This is a genomic window from Paenibacillus sp. MZ03-122A, assembly GCF_024213325.1.
Classification (GTDB): Bacteria; Bacillota; Bacilli; order Paenibacillales; family Paenibacillaceae; genus Paenibacillus; species Paenibacillus polymyxa_B.
On the sequence record NZ_JANAVI010000005.1, the window covers coordinates 428,811 to 455,046 of the forward strand.

The window sequence follows — 26,236 nt, forward strand, 5'->3', positions numbered from 1 at the left end:
TCGCGATGAGCCAATCCGAAGAATTGGAACGCCAGCTCAGTGAACTGCTGACGGAAGGCGAAATTCGTGAGAATGAGGCCCAGAAGCGGGAAAGACTCAGTCCTAAATATGAGGTGCGGGTTCAGACTCATATCGATCCCATTGTTGAGGAGACACGTAAATACCGGAGTATGGCACGGGAACTTGATGACCGATACGACGAATATATGAGCAAGGCGGACAAATCGAAACCAACCGATCAACGCTAAGCAAATACAAATACCTCTTGCCGAATGACCAAGGCATGGGGTATTTTGTATGATATATAGAGTTTTCTCCATTTTGGGCTGGACCGGGCAGGATGAGCGAAGGAGGCGACATTCACTGATTACCTACTTTAAGAGCGCTTACAAAAATGCTGGAATCCATCATAAAATGGTACTGCTGATTACGGTGCTTATGCTGGTTAATTTTGCAGTTGTTGCAGTCATACTTAAGTACGTATTTCATATTTATGATAATCAAATGTACAAAAAAACATCCGAAGTACTCAATATTTCTTCAATCGGCATAGAAAATGAGCTGAAGGATGTGGAAAAAGTTACTTTCAAGGTAACAACGGACGAGCAGCTTCAACGTTATTTGCTGCAATTGGAAAAGGAAACGTCACCTTATACCAAAATGGTGCTTCGTAAAAAAATAACGAATAGGCTCGTCGCCTTTGCCGGCTCTGAGACCTATGTCTATTCTATGATAGTAATCGATAAAGAGGGACAGGTCATGAGCGCGGGCAACCGCGAAGGTATTCCCCAGGAGCTTCGATCCACCCTGTCGGAGCTGGCAGACGAACATGACGGTTCCAATGCATGGTATGTGGCAGGCCATTCCTCCTTGCTGGCCGCTCGGCAGTTCAAATCCTTTACCGATTCCAATTTTACACTGAATGGGCTCGGAACGCTTGCGATTCGTGTGCGAATTGACCGGATTGTAGCGGATCGTGTGCAGACCTCCGGCCGTGACGGACAACTGATGATTACAGATGGAAGACGGATGATTTATCCCGAAACACCACTTTTGAGTGAGAGTGATATCCAGGCGGAGCTTGGCCGAAAGCAGCCTTACGGGATTGCGACCTACTCAGGAGGAACCTTTTTCGCTGCTCAAATCAAGTCCTCTTATACGGGGTGGACGTATTTGCATATGACCCCCTTCGATGATATGTTTCGCAGTATTACGATCATTAAAGAAGTTGTAAGCGCTATTTTTGTAATTATGCTTCTTATCGCATTGGCACTGGGGGCTAGGTTGTCAGGGAGCATTACCAAACCGATTGTTCAATTAATCCAGAACATGCGTAAAATAGAAAAAGGCGATCTCGACCGTTTGGAAGAAGAAGCACTTGGCGCGGTCCCCCTTTCCACACAGGATGAGGTAGGCTTGTTACATCGGACATATAAGAAAATGATTCGCCGCATTCGTGAGCTCATTAATGAGAATGTTGCCAAGCAGCTATTACTGCGGGAAACAGAGCTAAAGGCATTACAGGCACAGATTAATCCACACTTTTTATACAACACGCTGGAATCCGTGAACTGGCTCGCCAAGGCCAATAAGCAGGATCGGATTTCAGAGATGGTGGAAGCACTTGCTTTTCTATTGCGTAGTGCCGTCAGTTTTGAAGAGCAGCTGATTCCGCTTCGAAAAGAACTGGATATTGTAAGGAGCTACGTAACGATTCAAAAAACACGTTTTGATGAACGTCTCGTCTTCCATCTGGATGTCCCGGAAGAACTGATGGATGCACAAATTCCGAAGCTAACGCTTCAGCCCTTGGTGGAGAATGCCATTCATTATGCGCTGGAGCCGCGAATTGAACCTTGTCGGATTGCTATTATTGCGATAGAAAGCGAGGGGGCTCTATTTCTGCGAGTTGAAGATGACGGACCGGGAATGACGCCGGATTTCTTGGAAAAGCTGCGGAGCGGGCAGGTCATGACTCGTGGGCAGGGCATTGGACTTACGAATATTGAGGAACGGATTAACCTGACATTTGGTACACCTTGGGGGATAGAACTGCATAGCGAGTCAGGAACAGGAACGTCGATTCATGTCTGTATTCCATATGTGAAAGGGGATCAGGGTCGTGTACAAGGTGCTACTGGTTGATGATGAGCGTATGATTTTGGAAGGCATATCACAGGTGGTTGATTGGGGGAAAGCGGGAACGAGATTGGTTGGTACGGCACGTAACGGGATTGAGGCTTATGATCAGATTCAGGCGAGCCCGCCTGATTTTGTGATTAGCGACATCTCTATGCCTGGATTGGACGGTATCGGACTGGTTGCCAAAACGACGGAGCATTTTCCAGACGTCCGTTTCATTCTGTTGTCTGGTTACAAAGATTTTGATTATGCCTGTCGGGCTATGCAATACGGGGTGAAGCACTACTTGTTGAAGCCATGCAATGAGCGGCAAATTCATGAGGCTCTAACCGAGTTGGGGCAGGAGCGGGAGGAACAGGGAGAACGCAAGCAGTTTGTAAACCGGATGAAGCTGGATTTTCAGCGTATGCTGCCTCATGTGAAGGAACACTTTTTGAAGGAGTTTATTTCCTATAAAACTTACGGTAGCCGTGATATCGCATTTTATGAGCGGTTATTCGGAATTGAATTGCAAGATAAGCAGGTTCGAATGCTGCTGCTGCGGGTGGAGGAATCCCATGAGCCGGAGCATTTGTTTGCATTGCAAAATATAGCGGCAGATTTGATGGATGATGTCTTGCTCAGTACGACCATGCAGGGGCAATTGCTCATCGTGCTGGAAAGTGAGGATGACACGTCACGGTTTATGAAACAGATTGAAGCGGTACGTGCGACATTTCATCGCTTTTACAAGCTGGAGGTAACAATCGCAGTTAGTGAGTCGGATAGTATGCAGCATTCACGGGGGATGTACCGGGAGACACTGCATTGTATGAATCACCGTTTTTACACCGGGGAGGGCAGTTTGATTACGAAGGAGGATTTAGCGGCTGAGGATACCCGGGAGATGGCAGATTTGGAGCTGGACGAGGAGAAGTTCGGTCTGCTGATCAAGGCTGGAAATACGGTGGAGGTTGCACAGGAAGTGGATCGGTTGTTCGGTATTTTGTCCCGGATGAAGCTGGAAATCTCCGTGACCCGCTCCTATGTGCTTCAGCTCTATGCCGCTATGATCCGTATATGCCCTGAAGAAGAGCGTGCGGCATTTACGAGCCGAATGGTGGTGCTGGCAGAGCAAAAAACGCTGGCATGTCTCAAATCTTTTGTACAGGAAGCTGCCGAACGAATGACCGCAATCTATTATAAAAGTAATGTGTATCGCCAATCTTCCACCGTTGATAAAATGATCACTATTATTGAGCAAAACTACAGAAAATCCGATCTGTCGCTGAACGGAGTGGCAGGTCAAATGCTGTATATGAATTCCGACTACTTAGGAAAAATTTTCAAAAAAGTGACAGGGGAAAACTTTTCACACTACGTCAATCGTTATCGGATCGAACGTGCGGCTGAGCATATTCGAGAGACAGGAGACGTGAAGGTATTTGAACTGGCGGAATGGTTCGGCTTCGGTGGGAACGCGCAATATTTTAGCCAGGTGTTCAAAAAATGGGCGGGTATGACGCCTTCCGAGTATATTAAGTCACATGAACGGGGATGAGCTGATGGCCCCCACTGTTTTTTAAACCCAGGAAACCTGATTTGTGTATTCCAATGTTTCTCTGCTTTTGGGAAAATAACAACAGGAGCTAATGTAAACGCTATCAAAATTGCGGAAATGCGTTGTCACTCGTGATTTGGCTCCTTTCTAGAACAGCGAAAAGGGGAGAGATAGGTGGGCAAAAAGGGATGGTTTCTGATCATAGCTATGCTGCTCGTTTTGACGACGGCATGTAGCGGAGCGGACGGCGGCAGCAATTCGGGCACAAGTGCAGACGGGAAAGTAAAATTACGGATCGCTTGGTGGGGATCGGATACGCGTCATGAATACACGCAGAAGGTCGTTGATTTGTATAAGCAGAAAAATCCTAATGTAACGATTGATGTGGAATATGCCTCTTTTGATGACTATTGGAAAAAGCTCGCCCCGCAGGCTGCGGCTAATCAGCTGCCAGATATCGTGCAAATGGACATTTCGTACATTAGCCAATATGCGAAAAATGGTCAATTGGAGGATCTCGCGCCTTACTTGAATCAAAAAATTCAGGTCGCTGATGTGACCGAAAATGTACTTAAAACAGGCGTAATTGCTGGTAAGCAATATGGTATCCCAACCGGTGTCAATGTTCTGGGTTTCCAGTATGACCCGGCGCTGCTCAAAAAAGCAGGCATAGACAAAATTCCTGACAACTGGACATGGGATCAATACAAAGAACTGGCTTTAAAAGCGGGTTCCAATAAAGTATACTTTGACAGCTCGATGGCGGCTGATATTTTCTTCCACTACTATTTGCGTACGCAAGGAAAGACTCTCTACAATGCGGAAGGAACAGGATTGGGGTATGACGATGATAAGCTGTTTGTTGACTTCTTCAGCGGATTGGCTGATCTGATTAAGAAGGGAGCGACCCCACCTCCTGAAATCATGAACCAGACCAAGGGGATTCTTGAGGAATCCGATATCGTAAAAGGAACAGGCATCGGTATTTGGCAGTGGTCCAATCAGTATGTGGGCTTGCAGCAGGTTGTTAACCGCCCAATGGCACTGGCTCCAATGTTTGGGCCGAATATGGAAAAAGGCGTATACATGCAGCCTACGATGTACTGGACGGTTGCTTCCCGTTCACAGGTAAAGGATGAGGCCGCAAAGTTTATTGATTTCTGGATGAATGATGTAGAAGCGAATAAATTGATTAAAGGCGAACGGGGCGTGCCAATTTCCTCCAAAATCAAGGAGGATGTTGCGCCAGAGTTAAGCGAGCCTACGAAGCAGGTGTTTGAATTTGTAGCTTCCATGGAGCCGAAGGCTTCTCCAATGAGCCCGCCGCCACCAGTCGGATCGCCGGAAGTGATTGCGACTCTGACCGATTATATTGAGCAGGTCAATTTCGGACAGATGACGGCTGAAGACGCAGCGGCCAAATTCCGGGCTGATGCGAATACTATCCTTGCGAATAACAAGCAATAATGAGCGCAATGAGACCTTTAGGATATCTGACATCGTTTTAGCATAAGAACGACAAAATCGAAGGAACGTTTCGTTAAGTTAACCGTGCGTAGTCCAAAGCATGATTGCGCACGGTTGATTCGACGAACCAACTGCATAAGCACCCTTTGCAGACGTCACAATAATATTCGTATAACAACGAATTATTAACAACGTAAAGTTTTTCTATTTCTTTAAAAGCAACAGAAGGGAGGCTTGATGAGCTTGCGAAATCATCAGAGCTTGAAAGCCAATATGACCGGATATGCGTTTATCAGCCCGTTTATTGTGGGCTTTCTGGCGTTTACGTTAATTCCAATGTTTATTTCGCTGTATCTGTCCTTTACCACCTACAACCTGTTCACCCCGCCCAAATGGATTGGTCTGGGTAACTTCGAAAAAATGTTCACAGGCGACCCGAAGTACTGGAATTCGATCAGGGTCACGTTTACGTATGTGCTGGTCGGTGTACCGTTGCGACTGATTTTCGCGCTGTTTGTGGCTATGATTTTGAATACCAAATCGCGCATGGTCGGCACCTATCGGACAATGTACTATCTGCCGTCGATTATCGGAGGTAGCGTTGCGGTATCCATTATGTGGCGGAACATTTTCAGTAATAACGGCATAGTGAACAGCCTGCTTTCGACCTTAGGGGCGACTCCGGTGAAATGGTTTGGTGATCCGGATGCTTCGCTTACGATGCTGATCACCCTGTCCGTATGGCAATTTGGCTCCTCCATGCTGATTTTTCTGGCAGGTTTGAAGAACATTCCTGTTGAATTGTACGAGGCGTCCAGTGTAGATGGCGCTAAGCCAGTACGAAAATTTTTCAGTATTACGCTACCGTTACTTAGCCCCATTATTCTATTTAATCTGATTATGCAGACGATCAGCGCTTTTATGACCTTCGTCCCGGCTTATGTTATTTCTAAGGGCGAAGGAGGCCCGATGGATGGAACGATGCTGCATTCACTGTATCTGTTCCGGCAGGCGTTTATGTTCAGCAACATGGGATATGCGGCAGCCATGGCTTGGGTCATGCTCATTATGATTGGGATACTGACAGCGATTTTATTTATAACCTCCAGATACTGGGTATTTTATGAAACGGAAAAGGGGCGCTGATACCGATGGCATGGAAAACGGTCAAATGGCCAATTTATCACATACTGGTTGCTGCACTGGCGCTCCTGATGCTGTATCCCGTGTTTTGGATGCTGTTCAGCTCGTTTAAAGAAAGTCGGACGATATTCGTCACGGCATCCTCGCTTTTCCCTACTGAATGGATCTGGCAAAACTATGTAACAGGCTGGAAAGGGACAACTGGCTACAACTTTGGCACGTACATTCTAAACTCGCTCACGATCGTGGTGATTTCAACGATTGGAGCTGTGCTTTCCTCCTCATTGATCGCATTTGGCTTCGCACGCTTGAAATTCAAAGGGCGTAACTTGTGGTTTGCTTTGATGATGGTGACGCTTATGCTACCAGGGGATGTGGTACTGGTACCGCAATATATTATTTTCACCAAGCTCGGTTGGATCAATACGATCTTACCGTTGGTGGTACCCTCCTTTTTCGGGATGCCGTTCTTCATTTTCCTGATGGTGCAGTTTATACGAACGATTCCAGCAGAGTTGGATGAAGCGGCGACGATTGACGGATGCGGCAAGTTCCGGCTGTATTTCAGAATTATTTTACCCTTACTCAAATCGTCGTTGGCTACAGCGGCAATCTTCTCTTTCTACTGGAAGTGGGAGGATTTGCTTGGTCCGGTACTGTATCTGAATTCGCCGGAGAAATATACCGTATCTATTGCACTCAAGATGTTCCTCGACAGCGAGTCGGCTTCCAACTGGGGAGGAATGTTCGCGATGTCTATCCTAAGCCTGCTTCCAGTTATCGCTGTATTCTTCGCATTCCAGAAGCAAATTGTAGAAGGAATGAGTACGAGTGGTTTGAAGGGGTAAGATCCAAAATCCATAGCGTGAGGATATGAAGCTTACGAGTGGAAATGGAAGGCATCCGGGTTTGTACGATTAAATGGACGGGATTTGAGGGCGATGGCTGAGAGGTGAGTACATTGTGGAAGTTTGATTTTGGTCCGGGAGAGCCTGCGGATGGCTACAAGGGTGTGTCCCCGGATTGCTTATATACAACTGAACAGGGCTATGGCTTCGAGACGACGGAGCATGTGTACGGTCGAAAAAGGCAGAGTGCAGCCAAGGATGCACGCACGCGGCTACGAAGCAGCTTTTGTATTCCACTGAACGCTGCATTTGTTGCAGATGTGCCAGACGGGATGTATCTCGTCACCGTACTGGTCGGCGATTCACAGGCGGAAACGCTCACGCGATTCAAGGCTGGTGAAGGCAAGCACATGCTTCCCCCAGTACACACACTGCCGGGTCAGTTCACCGAAGCCCTATTTACGGTGCCTGTCCGGGGTGGCAAACTACGCCTCACCGTATCAGGCACCACGCCACGGCTCAATGCGCTGGAGATTACGCCAGCGCCACAGACCCTCCGGCTATTCCTAGCCGGAGACTCCACGGTTACGGATCAGGACGCCTCCGGCTATCCGTATACTGGCTGGGGCCAGGCTTTGCCCGCCCTGTTCAAGCATGATGTCTGCGTGGATAATCATGCCGTATCAGGACGAAGCTCCAAAAGCTTCGTGGACGAAGGACGGCTGGATGTCATTTTGGGCGAAATAAAGGCAGGAGATTTCCTGTTCATCCAGTTCGGTCATAATGATCAGAAGCCTGATCCGGAGCGGGCTACAGAGCCTTTTACAACCTACAAGGAGCATCTTCGCCTCTACATCGACGGCGCAAGAAGCCATGGGGCAACCCCGGTACTGGTCACGCCCGTACATCGCCGCTATTTTAACGAGGATGGTACGCTATCTGACACACATGGTGACTATGTAACAGCGGTTCGTGAACTGGCGGAAGAAGCGAATGCGCCGCTAATCGATTTGTCTGCCCGCACGCAGGAGTTATATGAGCAGCTGGGTCCCGAAGAGAGTAAAGAGCTTTTTATGTGGCTGCTGCCTGGTGAATACATGAACTTTTCCAGCGGCTTAGAGGATAACACGCATTTTCATGAGAATGGCGCGGTTCGTATTGCAGACATGGTGGTGGATGCTGTGAAGGAACTGGATTTGCAACCGCTGCGCATGTATTTACGTTGAAGGACGACCTTTTCATGTCGGGCGTCAAGGAGGTAACTCACGTGAAACTTACCAAAGGGGGAGACGTGGAAATGCCTGCATTGATTTTTGATGAAGAACAAGTTAAGCAGGTGATCGACCGGGTCGTAGAACGCACCTTTCAAATGCACTACAGCTGGGATTGGCCGGGTGGAGTCGCCTTTTACGGAGTATGCGAAGCGTATGAAGCGACAGGGAATGATAAGTATTTGACCAAGCTGAAAGAATGGGTTGACGAAAATATCGAGGATGGACTTCCATCTCTCTCGGTGAACGGCGTTTCTGTCGGGCACTGTTTGTTGACGCTTTATCAGGCCACAGGTGAGCAAAAATACCTTGATATTGCCATCGAGATGGCAGAATTTTTGGCCCAAAAAGCGGAGCGGTTTGCCGACGGCATTTTCCAGCATACGGTGAACTCACTTCATGATGTATTTCCGCAGCAAGCATGGGTGGATACGATGTTTATGGCCGGTTATTATTTGCTTCGCATCGGTCATTTGTTAGACAACAAGGAGTATTGGGAGGATGGGGTTCGTCAATATCACGGGCATGAAGAATTTTTGCAGGACCCGGATACGAATCTGTATTATCACGGATGGGATCATGCGAATCAAAGCCGGATGTCAGGAATATATTGGGCGCGCGGCAATTCATGGGCAGCCCTCACGATGGCAAAAGCGCTGAAATTGGTGGAGGTGCAGCATCCATCTTATATGATCATCGATGGCTCGCTGCGTGACCAGCTCAATGCACTGGTGCGGCTGCAATCCCCAGAAGGGCTGTGGCATACGGTGCTGAACGATGATACCTCTTATCTGGAAACCTCGGGCTCGGCTGGAATTGCGACTGCCTTGCTTATGCAAGGAAGATTGTTTAACAAATACACCCAAAAGGCGATCGACGGTATTCTTTCCCGCATTAAGGACGACGGCACAGTAACGGGGGTATCCGCTGGAACTGCTGTGATGAACGATATTGACGGCTATCGTAACGTTCCGTACAAACGCCTTCAGGGCTGGGGTCAGGGATTGGCGCTTGCTTTTCTGGCTCAACTGTTGCGTACCAAGGAGAATCCGTACGGCTAGAAGAAGGGGCATAAGCGCCAAAAAGTATGATGGGTAAAGGAGGCCAATAGTATGGGAAATGCTGAACTTTCTCAGGAAAAGGTGGCTAATCAGCCGCGAGGCAGTCTATTCTGGGTCATCCCCGATGGGTATATTCCACCGGAAAGCCGGGGAGAGCTGCTCAGTCATGAGAGTATATGCGTGCTGAATTGTGGGAGCCGTGTGGCAAATCTAAGTATAGACATCTATTTTGAAGACCGCGAGCCATTGGAGGGATTGATCGAGGTGGTGGAAGGAAGACGAACCCGTCATATCCGAACAGCCTCGTTGGAGAAATCCGGCGAACGGATTCCGACAGGCATTCCTTACGCAATTACGGTCACTAGCGATGTGCCCATCATCGTACAATATAGCAGATTGGACACGACACAGCCGGAATTGGCATTAATGAGTGTCATGGCGTATCCTATTTAATCCGACGAAGACTAAGAAGTGAAAAAAGAAATCTCTCGGCTGCAATTGTGCAGCTGGGAGATTTCTTTTTTTGCAGGCAAATGAGTGTCTATTTTTAGCCCGTTTTTTGTGATTTTGCCGAAGTTGTTTTGATCGGCGTGAAGTTTTTTCGCCCTCCGAAATTGGTACCCAGCACGCCGATAATGATCATCACAGCCCCAACAATGTGATAGTAGGCGAGCTGCTCCTTCAAAATGTAAGCACCGGCAATCATGGAAATGAGGGTGGATAAATTACCGATCACACTCATTTTGGAGGCTTCGATCCACTTCAAGGCAAAGCTCGATAACAGCGAGGTGACGAGGGTAGACAGAATGCCCAGATAAATCAGTGCCATCCAATAACCAGGCTTCACCAGTGGAGCGGTATAGGCGCTCATGGAGCCGTCTATGGCATGATATCCCAGTGCCACCACGTTAAAAACGATACATCCCAAAATAGAGGTAACGTAGGTCAATTCCATGGGGCTGTACTTTTGTGTTAAGGGTCGTGCCAGCACATTATAGCCGGATAGGCATATCGCAGAAAGCACGAGCAGAAGAATACCGCCATAGCTATTGGATGCTAGCGGTGCTCCGCTTTTCATCACAAATATAAAAACCACGCCAAAGACAGAGAGCAGTAAGGAAATTTTTTGGACTACCGTTGTACGCTCTTTAATAAAATAGGAAGCTAACAGCAGCGTAAAGATGGGAACAGTTGCTTGAATAATTCCACCTTCCGATGAAGAAGTGCTCATCAGCCCGAAGGCTTGCAGTGGAAAATACACCAGAGGGGAGAGCAATGCTAGCGGTAAAATGCGCAAAATGTCACGCAACTTGATGTTGAGCTTAATCCAACCGAGCAGCACTGGAACGGTCAAAGCAATAAATGACAGCGCAAAGCGGTGGGCGATCACATCCTGCGGGCTCGCCTCTGTGACTGTCAATTTTACAAATAAAAATGAAAATCCAAGTATAGCTGCATAGCTGAGAGCTGCCAGATAGGCGGCTCCATTTCTGGAACGACTGTGCATAATAAACCTCCGTAATCATGACCTTAACCTGTTGTTCTCTCAATATACCCGGATGGCATCATCTGATACAATCCATAAAACCTGCAACTGTACGGGTACAGTTGTCAAATAAAAAAAGCCGGAACGAAGTCCCAGAGGTCGGATACCCATCCCTAAGACTACTTCCAGCTCTTATCCTATTCATATTCTATCACTTACTGCTTAGTTTACTTACCTTGTGACATCGCCCGGAACGAATCGTCCGCCGCTTCCAGCGTAGCATCCACATCTTCGTCGGTATGCGCTGTTGTGAGGAACCAGGCTTCGTACTTGGATGGCGCCAGATGAATACCGCGATCCAGCATGTGACGGAAGAAGGATGCGAACGCTTCGCTATCCGTATCCTGCGCCTGTGCGTAATTCGTGATCGGATGATCACAGAAATGCGTCGAGAACGCTCCACGAATACGGTTGATCGTCAATGGCACGCCGTAGCGTTCGGCAGAGGACTGAATACCGTCCGTCAGTCTCACGGCCAGACGTTCCATCTCTTCGTACACGCCTTCCCCTTGAAGGACTTCAAGGCAGGCGATGCCTGACGAGATGGAAGCCGGGTTGCCGGCCATCGTACCCGCCTGATAAGCCGGGCCGAGTGGGGCAACCTGCTCCATGATGTGCTTGCTGCCGCCGTAGGCACCAATCGGCAGACCCCCACCCATGATTTTGCCCAGAGCGGTCAAATCTGGCTGAATCGCATCATGGTTGTCCAAACCTGCATACGTTTGGGTGGAACCGAAGTGGAATCGGAATGCGGTAATGACCTCGTCATAAATGACGAGTGAGCCGTTCGCACGCGCCATCGAGCATAACCCTTCCAAATAACCGGGCTGCGGCATAACCATGCCGAAATTACCGACAATCGGCTCAACCATGACTGCCGCCACATCGTCGCTCCAACGCTCCAATGCTTGGCGCAACGCGTCGAGATCATTGAATGGCACGGTAATAACTTCGCTCGCAATGTTGGTCGTAATGCCTGCGCTATCCGGTATGCCCAGCGTGGAAGGGCCTGAGCCTGCGGCTACAAGTACCAGATCCGAGTGACCGTGGTAGCAGCCGGCGAATTTGATGATCTTGTTCCGCCCAGTATAGGCTCGTGCCACACGAATCGTCGTCATAACTGCTTCTGTGCCAGAATTCACAAACCGGACCTTGTCCATAGAAGGAATTGCTTCCTTCAGCATCTTCGCCAGTTTAATTTCCAATACCGTTGAGGTTCCGTATAATACGCCGTTCGCGGCCGCTTCGCTGATGGCCTTAGTAATATGGGGATGGGCATGCCCAGTAATAATAGGGCCATAAGCCGCCAAATAGTCGATATATCGATTATCATCCTCATCCCAGAAATGAGCACCTTTAGCACGTTTCATGAATACTGGAGCGCCGCCGCCCACAGCTTTAAAGGAGCGTGAAGGGCTGTTAACGCCCCCGACTATATGCTCCAGGGCTTCTTTATATAGTGCTTCGGAGTTTTCCCGTTTCATCATCAAAAACTTCCTTTCCGTTCATTAAAATAGGGTATACACACGCCAAAGGGCAGCGTTCACGGCTGCCCCTGCATACATCATTATAGCTCTTTTTGACCTGTCTTTGTTGTTGATTGTGTGGAAGCATCCTCATTACTGGTTTTACTGCCCCCTGTAAAAGAAGCTTTATCCTTCTTGGTAGACGATGCACTGTCTGGCTGTTTCGTTTCGTTCTGATCCTTGTTTTGTTCCTGTGTTTGTGTGGGTGGATTATTAAATATATCCTGCACATACGTTTTCAGTTCTTCCGGATCGCGGACCGTAAGAACTGCTGCGCCGCCCACATTCTCTTCTCCGAGCATCTTCATCGGTGGAACCTGTTCGCTGCCTGCAAAGTTGCTTTGGTACCCCACATTTGCCAGCTTCCACATATCGTTAACACTGAGATTCGTGTCGATGTACGGGTTAACCTGCTCTAAAATATTCGGCAAGTTAGCGATGGAAGTCGTGGTCTGCATTTTCTGGGCTACGGCTTCCAAGAATGCCCGTTGCCGTCCTGATCGGGAGAAGTCGGACATTGCATCGTGGCGGAACCGCACATATTGAAGCGCCGTATTGCCATCTAGATGCTGCATGCCCTTTTTCAAATCAATATCGTACTGATGTTTATCCGCATTACTTGTATAATGCATATCCTTTTCCACTTCAAAATCAATCCCGCCTACGGCATCCACCAGTTTGATAAAGCCCTGGAAATCCGTGTACACATAATATTGCACCGGGATGCCTAACAGGTCGCCAGCCGTCTTCATGGCCGTGTTGGGTCCGTGAGTAATGGCAGTGTTAATTCGATTTTTTCCATAGCCGGGAATATCCACGTACGTATCACGCAAAATAGAGAACAGGTGGATTTTTTTCTTAACGGGGTCCAGTGATACAACCATCATGCTGTCTGATCGGGGGACTTCCCCTTTCTGGATACCGCGCCCATCGACACCCATCAGTAAAATGTTAACCATATCGGTACCTTCCCACTTGGGTGGTTCTGGCGTACGAACCTGATCGACCTGCTTTACATTTTTGAAGGGGGAGTTAGCGCCCTCTTTATGCAGATTATCCAGCTGATTATAAATGGATGTAAAATAGTACACGGCAAAGCCGACAATCGCGACGATTACCACGGCTAGAACCGACCATATCGTCCTTTTGGTTCTGCTTGTCATGGATGCTCTCCCTTTCGCTTTTCAGTTCATTACATTATAATTTCTTTTTGGAGCACAATCAATTTAACTATGGATTTTACAAATCCTGATTGAGAGGTATAACATGCTGGCAATTGATGTGCAGGATCTGCGCAAAACATTTAAGGTTCAAAAAAATCGCGAGGGCTTAAAGGGTGCCTTCCTTGATTTATTCGCCCGAGAATACAACGAGGTAGCCGCGGTCAAAGATATATCTTTCCGTATTCCGCAAGGAGAAATATGCGGTTATATCGGTGAGAATGGCGCCGGAAAGTCCACCACGATTAAGATGCTGACAGGTATTCTCGTGCCGACATCGGGACATCTCAAGGTGGGCGGTTATGTCCCCTATGAGGAACGCGAGAAATTTGTAGGCAACATTGGCGTTGTGTTCGGTCAGCGCAGTCAGCTTTGGTGGGACATCGGTGTGATCGAGTCTTTTCAACTGCTGCGGAAAGTATATCAGGTTCCGGCTACGGACTTCAAACGTAGGCTGGATGAGCTGGTAGAGAGGCTGCAATTGCAGGATCTGCTAAGCCGCCCGGTACGCAAGCTTAGTCTCGGGCAAAGGATGCGCTGTGAGTTGGTAGCTGCCTTGCTGCACAATCCGTCTATTGTTTTTCTGGACGAGCCGACCATTGGGCTTGATATTATGGTGAAATCCGAAATCCGCGAGTTTCTGAAGGACATGAACCGGGATCACGGTACGACTATTTTGCTGACGACCCATGATTTGCAGGATATTGAAGCGCTGTGCTCGCGCGTCATTATGCTGGATGATGGAAATATCATTTATGATGGTGGTCTGGAGGATCTGAAGGCGCGTTGGGGGACAGGTCGAGAAGTACGGTTCCAGTTCGGCACATCGACCCAGTTGGAGCAATTACAGGCATGGACTGCTGATATGCCACTGGCTTGGACGATGGATAATGATTTGGCTGCCAAAGTATGGATTCCTCTTCATATTAATGTATCGGATGTGCTCGCTTGCGTAGTCGGTCGCACGGACATTACGGATATCAAAATCATTGAAACCAACACGGATGATATCGTCCGCAGTATCTATCAATCTGGTTCGGCTGAACGCCAGGGCAATCCGATAGTGGAGGCCAAAGTTCATGCTTAGCGTATACACCGATTTTATTCGTATCCGATTTCTCACGATGCTTGCGTATCGTGTGAACTATTATTCAGGAATCCTTATTTATTGCATGAATATTGGCGTGTATTATTTCACATACAAAGCGATATATGGCGATGCGGGTAGCATTGGAGGCTTTACCGCTGCTCAGATGACGACGTATGTAGCAGTATCGTGGATGGCGAGAGCTTTTTATTTTAACAATCTGGATCGTGAGATCTCGACGGATATACGTGATGGAAGCATTGCAATTCAGATGATCCGACCTTATAACTATGTACTTGTTAAATTTATGCAAGGACTCGGCGAGGGTATGTTCCGTTTTCTGCTGTTTATGATTCCAGGCATGGCGATTGCGATGCTGTTATTTCCGGTAAAGCTTCCCACGGATCCGGTAGCCTGGGTTGGTTTTCTGGTCATGCTGTTTTTTAGCTTTATGATCAACACTCAGATTAATATTATTACGGGATTAACGGCCTTTTTTATCGAAAATAATGAGGGCATGATGCGTATGAAGCGCGTAGTTGTAGATCTGTTTTCTGGGTTGATTTTGCCAATCAGTTTGTTTCCCGGCTGGCTGGCGACAATCGCCCAATGGATGCCGTTTCAGGCGATTACCTATTTGCCGGGTTCTGTATTTACGGGACGTGTAAAAGGCGTGGGCATCTGGAATGTACTGGGTATCCAAATCATTTGGCTGGTCGTTCTGCTCGTGCCGATGATCATCATTTGGCGACTGGCGCGCAGACGTCTGTTCGTGCAGGGAGGGTAAGCCGATGATGTACTATTTGGGTCTCATTAGCGAATATTTGAAAAATTACATGAAGTCACGGCTCACCTATCGGGCTGACTTTTGGGTAGAAGTGATTTCAGACCTGCTGTTTCAGGCCACGAATCTTATTTTTATCCTGGTTATTTTTATGCATACGGACAGTTTGGGGGGCTGGAGTGAAAATGAAGTCGTGTTCGTTTATGGATTTTTCATGGTTCCTTACGGACTATTCAGCTGTTTTGTCAACCTTTGGAACTTTAGCGAACGTTATATTGTGAAAGGTGAGCTCGATCGGGTAATGACTCGTCCTGCATATAATCTGTTCCAGATTTTCCTTGAAAATGTGGACCCGCCAGCGTTGGTGGGCTCAGTGATCGGTCTGATTATTATGGGGATCAGCGGGGCACAGATGGACTTGGCTATGGAGTGGTGGTTCGTACCAGCGCTGATCGTTTTGAGCCTAAGTGCCGTGGCAATCTATACAGGCATTTACACCATATTGACTTCTCTTTCATTCTTTTCGGATGCGCCCACTGGAATTATTCCGCTCATGTACAATATTCAGGGCTACGGACGTTATCCGGTGACCATCTATAACCGTGCCATTCAGGTTGTGCTGACTTGGATACTACCTTTTGCTTTTGTTGGTGTATATCCAGCCTCCCTATTCCTCCACCGAGAGGACATGCGCCATATGGCTCTCTTAACTCCTGTGATGGGGATTGTCTTTCTGACCTTGGGCTTACTGGCATGGAACTGGGGAATTCGCCGCTACAGAGGGGCAGGCTCATAGGTCAGATCACATAAGCCCCCCACAAGATAGGAGATGATGAGATGTCCACGATATTTACCGTTATTGGGCAAGAGGCACCGGATTTTGAATTGCCTGGGAGTGAAGGAAAGCGTGTCAAGCTGTCTGATTATCGAGGCAATAGGGTGTTGCTGTATTTCTATCCCAAGGATTTGACCTCTAGCTGCTCGACCCAGGCTTGTGATTTTCGGGATAAACATACGGAGTTTGAAGGCTTGAACACGGTGATTTTGGGGATAAGCCCAGATCCACTCAAGCAGCATGAGAAGTTTATTGCAAAGTACGGACTCCCTTTTCAGTTGTTATCTGATGAAGAGCATCAGGTCGCTGAGACGTATGGTGTATGGCAGCAAAAACAGATGTACGGCAAGCAGTACATGGGTATTGTTCGGTCTACGTTCCTTATTGATGAAAATGGCATTTTAGTTCATGAATGGCGTGGTTTAAGAGTGAAAGGGCATATTGATGCTGCGCTGGCATACATTCAGGATATGGCGTAAGTGAAGAACAAAGAAAACCTTTTGAAATCGGATTATGCTTTTTAAGCATCGGTTTCAAAAGGTTTTTGTTAATTTTTAGATGCGTTTTGTCGATGCTTCCACTTTTGCTTGCAGAGATAAACACCCCATAAAACAAGCGGAATGATCAAGCCGTTGGTATAATGCCAGGTAGACATGGGATAAACGAGAGTTCTTACATAATAAAATACATTTGGGGTTATCGAAATGGTCATGCCAAACACAAGCCCTCCTGCGGGGATGACAAAGGGACGGATATTAGAAATTCGGAATAGTTGGGTTGTTCCGAAGGTAAACGCGTAAAAGAAAATGACTCCCTTGAAAAAAGCGGCCAGTGCCCAGGTTAATGAGACAAGCGACTCAACGCGTGTAATATAATTCAGTTCATTGATTTTTGTTGTAAGTGCAGAAGAAATGTATGGACTGTAGTTGGTCACAAAGGGCCCAATGATAAGGAGGGAGAGCAGTAAAAAGAGGGTAATCAGCACTCCGCCTATGAGCGATGCCAGCAGCATATCTCTTTTAAAGTGGCCTCTTTTGTTTACAAAAGGAAATACCATGAGCATGATAGACATGCTGGCAAAAGGCATTCCCGCGCCTGGAACCATCCCTTTAGCAACAGGAGCGAGCCCGTTTTCCAAAACAGGCCGTACATTAGAAAGCTGAATTTGTGGCAGGAGTGCCAAGATCAGACCACAGAAGATGAGTACATACACAGGTAGCAAAATCTCGCTAACCCGACTAAAGGCTTCAATTCCCGCTAGCGCAGTAAGCACCAGTAGTGAAACTTCCATCGCCAGTAGAACGCTCAAAGGGGTTTCTTCAAATAATTGTGTACTCAGAAAATCTCCTACCTCTCTCGCATTAAGGGCGGTACCCATAAAAAAATAAAACAGATACCAGCAGGAAACAATAGATCCGAACACAGGTCCCAAAATTTTGCGGATGGCTTCAATAAGCGAAAGATTCGGGTAGAGCTCATGAACGCGAATAAGTACATAAATGATAACTAAGCCCAACGGGATAGATAATATAGAGCTGATCCAGGCATCCTGCTGAGCAATATGTGTAATGATAGTCGGATAGATTAAGAGCATATCCCCGATTAAACTCAGGAACATCAGGACAGTCACTTGCCGAACGCTAATACGTGCTTTTTTTAACATGTGGCTGCCTCCCTTCTAAAAGCCAAATACATGTGACACAAAAGCGTTAACAGGGTTATAGATGATTTCAATCAGAACCAGCGGGCTTGGCGTAACCTCTGATTTGGCCGCAAGGACACTAAGCCATGTGCCTAATCCGAGCATAATGATATACACGAACATATCCTTAAAGCGATGCTTTCGGTACAAGCCTGGTAAATCTTTGGCAGCAATGGCTAGACTGATACAGATAATGACAATGGTGATCAGCATGTTAAGGCTCCTTCCGTTAAGGGTGAGGGTCAACCAGGTCCCAGGCTGTGACGGCCTTTCGATCTAAACTTGTATACGACAAGCAGCAGCAAAGGAAGGACCACGGAATCAGTCAAATCCCAATAAATCCAGGCGTGAACGATCGTATCCAGATAATAAGTAATGTTGGGTGCCGACACGATAATCAGACCAAACAGGATCATAAAGCTAGGGCCCAGAAAAGTCCGTACATTGTCTAAACGCAGTAGCTGAGTCATTCCTAAGGTAAAGGCATAGAAGTGTAAAATGGTTTTAACAAAGGTAGTGATAATCCAGGCTGTGCTCATCATGGATTCAACCCTCTGTAAGAAGTTTCCTATGTTAATTTTTTTAGAAAGCGTGTAAGAGGTGTACACGCTGTTTTCGGTTACAAAAGGGCCCAGAACCATGAGAGAAACCAGAAGTAGTACGCTTAACAGAACGCTAGCAGTAAGGCCGGCTAATAAAACTGATTTTTTTAGACCCGGTTTTTTGCTCACATAGGGAAAAATCATGAGTAAAAAAGCTAATTCTCCGAATGGGTAGGAGAGCGCAAATATGCTGCCTTCCATAATCTTAGGAATACCTTGCTCCATAATAGGCTTAAGCTGCTGACTTTCACATTGGGGAAGCAAGCATAGGATTAAAAATAATGTAAAAACCAGGCACAGAGGAAATAACATTTGAGCCGTACGGGCAATAGGCTCCAGCCCCATATACATCCCCCACATCAGCACAAGGATTAAGAGTAAATTGATAACGGGAAGAGGTGTCATCACATAGGTCTGGCTGTTCATAAAATCTCCAACTTCTCTTAAATAAATCGCTGAATTCATCATTAAATGGAACAAATACCATATTGAGATGAGGGCGCCTAGCCACGGACCCAAAATTCGCTGGCAGAGCTGAATAAAGGTAAGTTCAGGGTATAGCTGGTGTACCCGCAGGAGCAGCAGCAGTACAGCTAGTCCTGCGGGGATGCTTAGAAATGAGCTGATCCAGGCATCCTGCTTGGATATACTTGTAATGAGGGAGGGGTACACCAGTACGCAGTCTCCGATAATACTCAAAAATACGAGTACGGCTATATTTGGTATGCTAATACGCCCTTTCTCCTCCACCCAGCTCACTCCTTCATTTCTTTTTGGAACGATTCAAACAAAGAACCAATTTTTTTGATCGTCGTCTTTGCCTTATATTCAATCTGTAAGTCCATAAATGGATTTTCTTTTTCTTCTTTTAGTCTTTTCCAAAGCTCTGGTTTGGACTGGTGGATCAGCTGACCAAAGCCGAAAATGTCTGACTTGAACTCACGCCGAACAGTCTCTACGGAATGCTTCAAAATTTCAACGATTTTTTCATTGCTTGCGGCCTCAATTTCTTTAATATCAGCCATACTGCTTAACTTCATATGCTTACAGTTGACCTCTCGTACTGTGCTATCGTTGGTAACGGATATGGAGATAACAGGTTCTCCATCGCGAATAAGCACTTTTTTTTGGGTGTTGCTGCTTAAGGTTAATAAGGCGATATTCCCTCCTCCCTGACAGTCGACGTGTCCTGTAGTTGATTCCACTGTATTCCAAATGTAATTGAACCCTTTGCTGTCTTGTTCATTGATCCAGCCCAGCAAGCGGTCTTTTTTTAAGACACCGATACCGGAGAACCTCAGTGTGGTTCCAGGAGATATGCTTTTGGTGTCATCTATACCTTTTTCATTGGACGACTCTATATCTCCCAAAGCTTCCAAAGCGGGCAGAGTGGACTGGATGTCAGGATTAGCCAAGTTGCTCAGCAGTTGATCCATGGTTACTTTGGTGGCAGGAGCCCATGTTTTGGTTAACGTATCCAATGAAGCAAACATTTTATTGGCCGGTAACTTTTCAAGTGGAGTGGGGATTTTTAGCATCGTGGAAGCCTTGTTATCTTTGGCTATCGCAATATAAAAGTCACTTCTAGTAAAAGGCTCTCGCATCAAGGCTTCAATCGCATCAGAAATTCCTCTTCTCGCATACTCTTCACCTAAAATCAGCATACGAATATGAGATAAATAGATGATTCGCGGGCTTGTATCCGTCATTTTTTGAATAGCCTCTTGAATTGTGGGCGCAGTGGCCTCATAAGTAACGACGGGCGAGCCTGCACTTGGTGAAGATTTGGAAGCTACTGCCGAAGGAATAACCACCTGAGCCGTCACCTGATACTGGTCACCTTCCATATCCACTCCGATCCCAATAGCGATGCCCAGCTCGTTTAATTCTTTGCGATCCCAGCATCCACCCAATAGTAAAGCAATCAGTCCCCAGACGAAGAACAAATGTATGGTCTGCTTCATGGTTGATCCCTTCTGGTTTTTGATTTATGGCCAATCCGTCTTTTTTTCGTTTTTTGGCGGATCGTATTTTGGATAGAAATGGATTGAGGCCGTGTCGTCATGCGAGGCCAAGGTAGGCGAAACAGCGTATCTTTCATATCGCTTTCCACATAGGGACCAAACGGGCTCATATAAGATACTCCAAACGATCGCAGACTGGTTAAGTGCAGTAAAAGCACGATTAAACCCATCAATATTCCAAGAAGCCCGAAGGCTGCGGCTAGCATCATTAAGGCGAAGCGTATAATACGAACCGCTATCGACAGGCCGTTTTCTGGAATAACATAGCTGGAGATGGCGGTGATTGACACGATAATGACCATAGCCGCCGAGACAACCCCCGCATCCACGGCTGCTTGCCCAATAACCAGTGTCCCTACAATAGATACAGCCTGTCCGACTGTCCTCGGAATTCTGACTCCTGCTTCACGCAAAATTTCATAAGTAATTTCCATGAGCATCGCCTCGATAAAGGCTGGAAACGGCACGCCTTCCCTTTGTGCTGCGAGACTGACCAATAAATTTGTAGGAATCATCTCTTGATGAAAGGTAGTTACCGCAATATAAACTGCTGGTGCAAGCAAAGCGATAAAAAAGGAAAAGAAACGCAGCAAACGCAGCAAAGTGCTGATGTCAGCACGCTGGTAATAGTCCTCCGCCGACTGGAAAAATTGAACGAACAATGCGGGTATCAACAGTACAAAGGGGGTCCCGTCCACCAAGATAGCGATTCGGCCCTCCAGTAGGCTGGCAGCGACCGAATCCGGGCGCTCGCTGTTATAAATGGTGGGAAACGGGGTGAAGGTTTCATCCTGAATTTCCTCCTCGATGTAACCCCCTTCCAAAATCCCGTCAATATCAATTCGGTCCAAACGTTCTCTCAGCTCCTGAATAACTCCTTCGTCAGCAATCCCTTTGACATACATCACGGCCACATTGGTATGAGTCACTTGACCGATCTGTCTTGTTTCCATCCAGAGACGCGGATCGCGGATTCGCCTACGAATTAGGGCGGTATTGGTACGTAAATTTTCGGTAAAAGCCTCCATTGGACCCCGTACGACACTTTGGGATTGGGGTTCGCTGACACTGCGATCCTCCCAACCGACCGCATCAATCCATATGCCCTTTGCGTATCCGTCCAGCAAAATGATAATACCGCCAGATAGCATCTGGTTGAATAAGGCATCCATTTCGTCCACACTACCTGAGTTACCTGCAATCAAAACTTGATCCTTTAAATAGTCGAACGGTTCCGCACCCTCCGGTACATGATGCTCGTTTACCCGCATTAATGAACGCAGAACGGAATCATGGAGCAATTGAGTGTTAATCAGACCATCGATATAAAACAAAGCTGCTGGCCATTTTTGCATCCATAATAGCTCTTTAATGATTACATCTCCGCTGTTTCCAAAGGAGCTTTCAATATGGTTTACATTATCCCTCAAGTTAGAGGACACATGAGTAAGTGGACAACTTTTATTCTGATTTGGCATACGTAAAATCCTCCGATATTGGAGTTTGTTGGCTTAGTATGCTCTGAATATATGAATTTATGCCTTGACGATTATAGAAACGAATACAGTCTGACATTCGCGATTTGCTCCGGTGAAGGGAGGACTGGTATGCCTTTGTTGGAGGGGATTTTACTTATGGGATTAAGCGGTATTTATCACGCATGGGCGGCGGTTGCTATTTACTTCTTAATTTCGTTGGCTGGCGGGGTAGGGGCCATTTTCCTGGATACATTATTAATGCGGGAGACCCCATTGTATTTACAGGGTCCATTGTTGGGCATGCTGACGGCGTGGAGCCAAGGTATCATCGGACTGTCTATGTTTGGAGCAGGGGTGGCGATTGAAATGATGGAGCCGCGTATGTTGGGTTTGGTTGGAGGCGCGGGATTTGTGGTGATATCTATCGTGATTTCGATGTATTATGCAAGGATTCGTAGCCGTAAGGCAGCAGGAGTTTGACTACTTTAAGTCATCCTTGTTGTTGGTTTTCACCGATTTTTCGGATTTGCGTAGCGAGCTAAACAGGAAACTTCTCCACCGGTAAATAATATACAGCAGGATTATGAACCCGACGACTCCCGCAATTCGCAGCGCATACTGCTCTACCAAATGGAAAATGGCATCCCATTGGGGACCAAATAGCTTGCCGATGCTTAGAAAGAGGATGACCCAGAATAAAGCGCCGCTGTAAGCATACAAGACAAATTTACGGAAAGAAAGAGCAATAATCCCGGCAAAATAACCGGTAAAATGCCTGACACCGGGGATAAAATATCCAAGGAAGATAAGCCAGTATCCATATCGTTGGAACCATTTTTGTGTTTTCTGAAGCTTGTCCGGCGATAACAAAACCCATTTACCGTATTTCTGAATAAAGGGGAGTCCAGCCCATCTTCCAACAAAGTAGGTAATAGTCATACCGAGGGTTGTGCCCAGAAAAGCTAGTAGCACCAGTTTACCGAAATCCAAGGTACCGGCATAGGAGAGATATCCCGCATAAGCCATTGTGGTTTCCCCGGGAAATGGTAAAGCAATAAACTCAAGCAGCAAGCCGAAAAAAAGGACGCCGTAGCCGTATTCTTCGAACAATTGCGCGATCCACTTCAGCACATCCATCGTTTACACTCCTACGAACAGATTGAGTATTTTAGAATCAATTCATTTTAACAATCTTTTCATGCCCACTCAACTCCGGTTGATTTCTTGACGTCTTGTTTTATCGTTGCGTATAATGAAACGAACAATTGAGGGAGGCACGGTAATGAATAAGCCTAATGAAATCGTTGTAGTTCTTGATTTTGGAGGACAATACAACCAGTTAATCGCAAGAAGAATTCGGGATCTCGGCGTATATAGCGAGCTCCTTCCATACAATACGCCTGCGGAGAAGCTGAGAGAGCTGGCGCCAAAAGGGATTGTTTTCTCAGGCGGACCTTCCAGCGTATATACAGACAATGCTCCTCAGGTGGATCGGGCAATTTATGATCTTGGCATCCCTATCTTTGGTATTTGTTATGGCATGCAGCTGATGGCTCACCAACTGGATGGTAAGGTAGAACGTGCGGGCAAGCGTGAGTATGGCAAAGCAGACGTGCAATTCAATCAGGATGCCCGCTTGGCTAAAGGATTGGATTCTCGTCAAACCGTATGGATGAGCCATGGGGATCACGTTACAGATCTGCCGACTGGCTTTACACTGGATGCAGGAACAGAGAGTGCGCCGATTGCCGCGATGAGTAACCTGGAGCGGAATCTGTATGCGGTGCAATTCCATCCAGAGGTACGTCATTCCGTTCAAGGTAACGAGATGATCAGCAACTTCCTTTATGAAGTGTGCGGTTGTGAAGGCAACTGGACCATGGAATCGTTCATTGAAGATCAGATTCGTGAGATTCGTCAACAGGTAGGCGACAAGAAAGTATTGTGTGCCTTAAGCGGTGGCGTGGATTCTTCCGTTGTAGCGATGCTCATTCACAAAGCGATCGGTGACCAACTGACGTGTATGTTCATTGACCATGGATTGCTGCGCAAAGGTGAAGCCGAAAGTGTAATGGAGACGTTCGTTGGTAAATTTGATATGAAAGTTGTCAAAATTGACGCACGTGAGCGCTTCTTGTCCAAGCTGGCAGGAGTCGATGATCCAGAACAAAAACGTAAAATCATCGGTAACGAGTTTATCTATGTGTTCGAGGAAGAATCTTCTCAATTTGACGATTTTACTTTCCTGGCACAAGGTACGCTGTATACGGATATCGTGGAGAGCGGAACAGCAACGGCACAGACCATTAAATCCCATCATAATGTGGGTGGTTTGCCGGAGAACATGAAGTTCAAGCTGATCGAGCCGTTGAATGCCCTGTTCAAGGACGAAGTGCGTAAAGTCGGCGAAGAATGTGGATTGCCAGCTGAGATTGTATGGCGTCAACCATTCCCAGGTCCGGGTCTTGCCATTCGTGTGCTGGGCGAAGTGACAGAGGACAAGCTAACGATTGTTCGTGAGTCGGATTACATTTTGCGCGAGGAGATTGCTAAAGCCGGTCTGGACCGGGAAATCTGGCAATACTTCACCGCTTTGCCGAATATGAAGAGTGTTGGCGTTATGGGCGATGCTCGTACGTATTCTTACACTGTAGGTATTCGTGCAGTAACCTCCATCGACGGTATGACCGCCGACTGGGCACGTATCCCTTGGGATGTGCTGGAGAAAATTTCGGTACGTATCGTAAACGAAGTGGATAACGTGAATCGTATCGTGTACGACGTAACGTCCAAACCACCAGCAACAATCGAGTGGGAATAAACGCGGGAACTCCCGCCCTGTAATCACAAACCTTTGGAGATTCACCAATACAACATCAGGACTCCTCCGCATCGGCCGAAATATCGCTGTGCGGCAGGAGTCTTTTTTACGGGTTCAAGGTCGAACATCTGCTCCCACTCCAAAATGAGAGCGGGGAAGAGAGTATTTTATGGGTCAAAATCAAGGAACCCCAGTTATTTTCAACGGATACGAGGTTGAAAAAGAGGAGATATTATTCAATAATAATGTCTCCTTTTTCATATGACTTTATCAGCTTCAAGCTTTTTTATGTTATCCTCCAATGGTGTCATGTTTTGATAATAATATATTTTATAATATACCTAGAATAAAGTGTTACATATCCCGTTTCATTAAACGCTGTTCTAAGGAGAATAAAGAGATGAAAAAATTATTTTTGTCGTCCTCATTTAAGGATGTTGCACCATGGTTAGTCCATTTCGTCGGTGAAAACTTGGAAGGAAAAAAAGTCACCTTCATCCCAACCGCAAGTATTCCAGAGAAAGTTAAGTTTTATGTGGAATCAGGAAAAAAAGCATTAGAGAGTTTAGGATTAGTCGTGGATGAAATCGAAATAAGCACAGCAACCTGGGATGAAATAGCGAGTAAAATTAGAGGGAATGACTATATTTATATTACCGGAGGCAACACATTTTATTTACTTCAAGAGTTAAAAAGAACTGGGGCTGACAAAATCATTGCTGAAGAAGTTAACGCAGGGAAATTGTATATAGGCGAATCTGCCGGTTCGTTGATTTTATCACCGAATATCGAATATGTTCAACTTATGGACGATGTTCAGGAGGCCCCTGCATTAGATTCCTTTGCTGCGCTAGGGGTCATTGAATTCTATCCAGTCCCCCATCATACGAACATTCCGTTTAAAAAAGCGGTGGAGAACATCATTGAGGAATATGGCAGCCAATTAAATTTATATCCAATCAGCAACGCGGAAGTTATTTTGGTTGAAGGTGACAGGATAAAAGTGGAGAACACATGACTTCATTAAAAAGGCAGCACAATATAAAGAACCTTTAACTCCACGGGACTGACCCCCGTTTGTGAGACAGGGATCAAAACACCTTTCAAGTTTAAGCAGCCAGTCGCCTGTAATCTACCGG

25 protein-coding genes are annotated in these 26,236 nt (G+C 46.7%); 16 read left to right on the plus strand and 9 right to left on the minus strand.

The genetic code is table 11. The annotated features are described in order from the left end of the window. Positions 1 to 5 precede the first annotated feature (5 nt). From NLX74_RS14120 to NLX74_RS14160, 9 genes are all read left to right on the plus strand, one after another. On the plus strand, positions 6 to 248 hold the full coding sequence (locus NLX74_RS14120) for a hypothetical protein (RefSeq protein ID WP_029515768.1): 243 nt from the start codon (positions 6 to 8) through the stop codon (positions 246 to 248). 166 nt (positions 249 to 414) lie between these two features. Next, on the plus strand, positions 415 to 2,145 hold the full coding sequence (locus NLX74_RS14125; protein WP_254329121.1) for a sensor histidine kinase: 1,731 nt from the start codon (positions 415 to 417) through the stop codon (positions 2,143 to 2,145). Further along, on the plus strand, positions 2,123 to 3,682 hold the full coding sequence (locus NLX74_RS14130; RefSeq protein ID WP_254329097.1) for a response regulator transcription factor: 1,560 nt from the start codon (positions 2,123 to 2,125) through the stop codon (positions 3,680 to 3,682). The genes NLX74_RS14125 and NLX74_RS14130 overlap by 23 nt, the downstream gene beginning before the upstream one ends. Before the next feature lie 174 nt (positions 3,683 to 3,856). Next, complete coding sequence (locus tag NLX74_RS14135) at positions 3,857 to 5,149, plus strand: ABC transporter substrate-binding protein (RefSeq protein ID WP_254329098.1); 1,293 nt, start codon at positions 3,857 to 3,859, stop codon at positions 5,147 to 5,149. A 237-nt stretch (positions 5,150 to 5,386) separates the two neighbouring features. After that, complete coding sequence (locus NLX74_RS14140; RefSeq protein WP_023987015.1) at positions 5,387 to 6,295, plus strand: carbohydrate ABC transporter permease; 909 nt, start codon at positions 5,387 to 5,389, stop codon at positions 6,293 to 6,295. A gap of 5 nt (positions 6,296 to 6,300) precedes the next feature. After that, positions 6,301 to 7,140 carry a carbohydrate ABC transporter permease gene (locus NLX74_RS14145; RefSeq protein WP_023987016.1) on the plus strand — a complete coding sequence of 280 codons (840 nt, stop codon included), beginning with the start codon at positions 6,301 to 6,303 and terminating at the stop codon, positions 7,138 to 7,140. Positions 7,141 to 7,253: 113 nt separating this feature from the next. Further along, entirely contained in the window at positions 7,254 to 8,366 is a 1,113-nt protein-coding gene (locus NLX74_RS14150; protein WP_254329122.1) for a rhamnogalacturonan acetylesterase, read from the plus strand. A 71-nt stretch (positions 8,367 to 8,437) separates the two neighbouring features. Next, positions 8,438 to 9,472 carry a glycoside hydrolase family 88/105 protein gene (locus NLX74_RS14155; RefSeq protein WP_254329123.1) on the plus strand — a complete coding sequence of 345 codons (1,035 nt, stop codon included), beginning with the start codon at positions 8,438 to 8,440 and terminating at the stop codon, positions 9,470 to 9,472. A 51-nt stretch (positions 9,473 to 9,523) separates the two neighbouring features. After that, positions 9,524 to 9,925, plus strand: a complete 402-nt coding sequence (locus NLX74_RS14160; protein ID WP_029515761.1) for a sensory rhodopsin transducer — start codon at positions 9,524 to 9,526, stop codon at positions 9,923 to 9,925. Between the two features lie 94 nt (positions 9,926 to 10,019). On the opposite strand, the gene NLX74_RS14165 is transcribed toward NLX74_RS14160, so the two are convergent. The 3 genes from NLX74_RS14165 to NLX74_RS14175 form a co-directional block, all read right to left on the minus strand. Next, on the minus strand, positions 10,020 to 10,979 hold the full coding sequence (locus NLX74_RS14165; protein WP_254329099.1) for a DMT family transporter: 960 nt from the start codon (positions 10,977 to 10,979) through the stop codon (positions 10,020 to 10,022). A gap of 206 nt (positions 10,980 to 11,185) precedes the next feature. Continuing rightward, positions 11,186 to 12,502: a glutamate-1-semialdehyde 2,1-aminomutase gene (locus NLX74_RS14170; protein WP_269465967.1), complete on the minus strand. Its 1,317-nt coding sequence runs from the start codon at positions 12,500 to 12,502 to the stop codon at positions 11,186 to 11,188. Positions 12,503 to 12,585: 83 nt separating this feature from the next. Then, complete coding sequence (locus tag NLX74_RS14175; RefSeq protein WP_069291107.1) at positions 12,586 to 13,707, minus strand: LCP family protein; 1,122 nt, start codon at positions 13,705 to 13,707, stop codon at positions 12,586 to 12,588. A 103-nt stretch (positions 13,708 to 13,810) separates the two neighbouring features. On the opposite strand from NLX74_RS14175, the gene NLX74_RS14180 reads away from it, so the two are divergent. The 4 genes from NLX74_RS14180 to bcp are packed head-to-tail and all read left to right on the plus strand — an operon-like array spanning position 13,811 to position 16,949. Then, positions 13,811 to 14,851 (plus strand): ABC transporter ATP-binding protein, encoded by a 1,041-nt coding sequence (locus NLX74_RS14180; protein WP_028540997.1) that lies wholly within the window; start codon positions 13,811 to 13,813, stop codon positions 14,849 to 14,851. Further along, positions 14,844 to 15,638, plus strand: coding sequence for an ABC transporter permease (locus tag NLX74_RS14185; protein WP_053324641.1), 795 nt, complete (start codon positions 14,844 to 14,846; stop codon positions 15,636 to 15,638). Before NLX74_RS14180 ends, NLX74_RS14185 begins: the two co-directional genes overlap by 8 nt. Positions 15,639 to 15,642: 4 nt before the next feature. Further along, complete coding sequence (locus NLX74_RS14190) at positions 15,643 to 16,431, plus strand: ABC transporter permease (RefSeq protein ID WP_080710685.1); 789 nt, start codon at positions 15,643 to 15,645, stop codon at positions 16,429 to 16,431. Positions 16,432 to 16,472: 41 nt separating this feature from the next. Then, positions 16,473 to 16,949 (plus strand): thioredoxin-dependent thiol peroxidase, encoded by a 477-nt coding sequence (gene bcp, locus NLX74_RS14195; protein ID WP_254329100.1) that lies wholly within the window; start codon positions 16,473 to 16,475, stop codon positions 16,947 to 16,949. A gap of 68 nt (positions 16,950 to 17,017) precedes the next feature. Here the strand turns inward: bcp and NLX74_RS14200 are convergent, their stop codons facing one another. The 5 genes from NLX74_RS14200 to NLX74_RS14220 are packed head-to-tail and all read right to left on the minus strand — an operon-like array spanning position 17,018 to position 22,276. Further along, positions 17,018 to 18,133 carry a GerAB/ArcD/ProY family transporter gene (locus NLX74_RS14200; protein ID WP_235307249.1) on the minus strand — a complete coding sequence of 372 codons (1,116 nt, stop codon included), beginning with the start codon at positions 18,131 to 18,133 and terminating at the stop codon, positions 17,018 to 17,020. A gap of 15 nt (positions 18,134 to 18,148) precedes the next feature. Further along, complete coding sequence (locus NLX74_RS14205) at positions 18,149 to 18,385, minus strand: hypothetical protein (RefSeq protein ID WP_254329101.1); 237 nt, start codon at positions 18,383 to 18,385, stop codon at positions 18,149 to 18,151. Between the two features lie 29 nt (positions 18,386 to 18,414). Next, complete coding sequence (locus tag NLX74_RS14210; RefSeq protein ID WP_254329102.1) at positions 18,415 to 19,524, minus strand: GerAB/ArcD/ProY family transporter; 1,110 nt, start codon at positions 19,522 to 19,524, stop codon at positions 18,415 to 18,417. A 5-nt stretch (positions 19,525 to 19,529) separates the two neighbouring features. Beyond that, complete coding sequence (locus NLX74_RS14215; RefSeq protein WP_254329103.1) at positions 19,530 to 20,738, minus strand: Ger(x)C family spore germination protein; 1,209 nt, start codon at positions 20,736 to 20,738, stop codon at positions 19,530 to 19,532. Continuing rightward, positions 20,735 to 22,276, minus strand: a complete 1,542-nt coding sequence (locus NLX74_RS14220; RefSeq protein WP_254329104.1) for a spore germination protein — start codon at positions 22,274 to 22,276, stop codon at positions 20,735 to 20,737. The genes NLX74_RS14215 and NLX74_RS14220 overlap by 4 nt, the downstream gene beginning before the upstream one ends. 129 nt (positions 22,277 to 22,405) lie before the next feature. Here NLX74_RS14220 and NLX74_RS14225 point away from each other — a divergent pair, with 129 nt between their 5' ends. Beyond that, positions 22,406 to 22,756 (plus strand): MFS transporter, encoded by a 351-nt coding sequence (locus tag NLX74_RS14225; protein ID WP_254329105.1) that lies wholly within the window; start codon positions 22,406 to 22,408, stop codon positions 22,754 to 22,756. Here the strand turns inward: NLX74_RS14225 and NLX74_RS14230 are convergent, their stop codons facing one another. Next, complete coding sequence (locus tag NLX74_RS14230; protein ID WP_254329106.1) at positions 22,757 to 23,413, minus strand: DedA family protein; 657 nt, start codon at positions 23,411 to 23,413, stop codon at positions 22,757 to 22,759. A 145-nt stretch (positions 23,414 to 23,558) separates the two neighbouring features. On the opposite strand from NLX74_RS14230, the gene guaA reads away from it, so the two are divergent. Both guaA and NLX74_RS14240 read left to right on the plus strand, forming a co-directional pair. Continuing rightward, on the plus strand, positions 23,559 to 25,097 hold the full coding sequence (gene guaA / locus NLX74_RS14235) for a glutamine-hydrolyzing GMP synthase (RefSeq protein WP_254329107.1): 1,539 nt from the start codon (positions 23,559 to 23,561) through the stop codon (positions 25,095 to 25,097). Between the two features lie 400 nt (positions 25,098 to 25,497). Further along, positions 25,498 to 26,115: a peptidase E gene (locus tag NLX74_RS14240; RefSeq protein ID WP_254329108.1), complete on the plus strand. Its 618-nt coding sequence runs from the start codon at positions 25,498 to 25,500 to the stop codon at positions 26,113 to 26,115. The last annotated feature ends 121 nt before the right edge of the window (positions 26,116 to 26,236 follow it).

Bases quoted from the DNA above. Each gene is read 5' to 3' on its own strand.
- NLX74_RS14185 (WP_053324641.1), top strand. From the start codon at position 14,844: ATGCTTAGCGTATACACCGATTTTATTCGTATCCGATTTCTCACGATG.
- guaA (WP_254329107.1), top strand. From the start codon at position 23,559: ATGAATAAGCCTAATGAAATCGTTGTAGTTCTTGATTTTGGAGGACAA.
- NLX74_RS14200 (WP_235307249.1), bottom strand. From the start codon at position 18,133: ATGTTAAAAAAAGCACGTATTAGCGTTCGGCAAGTGACTGTCCTGATG.
- NLX74_RS14155 (WP_254329123.1), top strand. From the start codon at position 8,438: ATGCCTGCATTGATTTTTGATGAAGAACAAGTTAAGCAGGTGATCGAC.
- NLX74_RS14175 (WP_069291107.1), bottom strand. From the start codon at position 13,707: ATGACAAGCAGAACCAAAAGGACGATATGGTCGGTTCTAGCCGTGGTA.
- NLX74_RS14225 (WP_254329105.1), top strand. From the start codon at position 22,406: ATGCCTTTGTTGGAGGGGATTTTACTTATGGGATTAAGCGGTATTTAT.
- NLX74_RS14205 (WP_254329101.1), bottom strand. From the start codon at position 18,385: ATGCTGATCACCATTGTCATTATCTGTATCAGTCTAGCCATTGCTGCC.
- NLX74_RS14230 (WP_254329106.1), bottom strand. From the start codon at position 23,413: ATGGATGTGCTGAAGTGGATCGCGCAATTGTTCGAAGAATACGGCTAC.
- NLX74_RS14160 (WP_029515761.1), top strand. From the start codon at position 9,524: ATGGGAAATGCTGAACTTTCTCAGGAAAAGGTGGCTAATCAGCCGCGA.
- NLX74_RS14140 (WP_023987015.1), top strand. From the start codon at position 5,387: ATGAGCTTGCGAAATCATCAGAGCTTGAAAGCCAATATGACCGGATAT.
- NLX74_RS14215 (WP_254329103.1), bottom strand. From the start codon at position 20,738: ATGAAGCAGACCATACATTTGTTCTTCGTCTGGGGACTGATTGCTTTA.
- bcp (WP_254329100.1), top strand. From the start codon at position 16,473: ATGTCCACGATATTTACCGTTATTGGGCAAGAGGCACCGGATTTTGAA.
- NLX74_RS14180 (WP_028540997.1), top strand. From the start codon at position 13,811: ATGCTGGCAATTGATGTGCAGGATCTGCGCAAAACATTTAAGGTTCAA.
- NLX74_RS14190 (WP_080710685.1), top strand. From the start codon at position 15,643: ATGATGTACTATTTGGGTCTCATTAGCGAATATTTGAAAAATTACATG.
- NLX74_RS14165 (WP_254329099.1), bottom strand. From the start codon at position 10,979: ATGCACAGTCGTTCCAGAAATGGAGCCGCCTATCTGGCAGCTCTCAGC.
- NLX74_RS14170 (WP_269465967.1), bottom strand. From the start codon at position 12,502: ATGAAACGGGAAAACTCCGAAGCACTATATAAAGAAGCCCTGGAGCAT.
- NLX74_RS14125 (WP_254329121.1), top strand. From the start codon at position 415: ATGGTACTGCTGATTACGGTGCTTATGCTGGTTAATTTTGCAGTTGTT.
- NLX74_RS14120 (WP_029515768.1), top strand. From the start codon at position 6: ATGAGCCAATCCGAAGAATTGGAACGCCAGCTCAGTGAACTGCTGACG.
- NLX74_RS14240 (WP_254329108.1), top strand. From the start codon at position 25,498: ATGAAAAAATTATTTTTGTCGTCCTCATTTAAGGATGTTGCACCATGG.
- NLX74_RS14145 (WP_023987016.1), top strand. From the start codon at position 6,301: ATGGCATGGAAAACGGTCAAATGGCCAATTTATCACATACTGGTTGCT.
- NLX74_RS14220 (WP_254329104.1), bottom strand. From the start codon at position 22,276: ATGCCAAATCAGAATAAAAGTTGTCCACTTACTCATGTGTCCTCTAAC.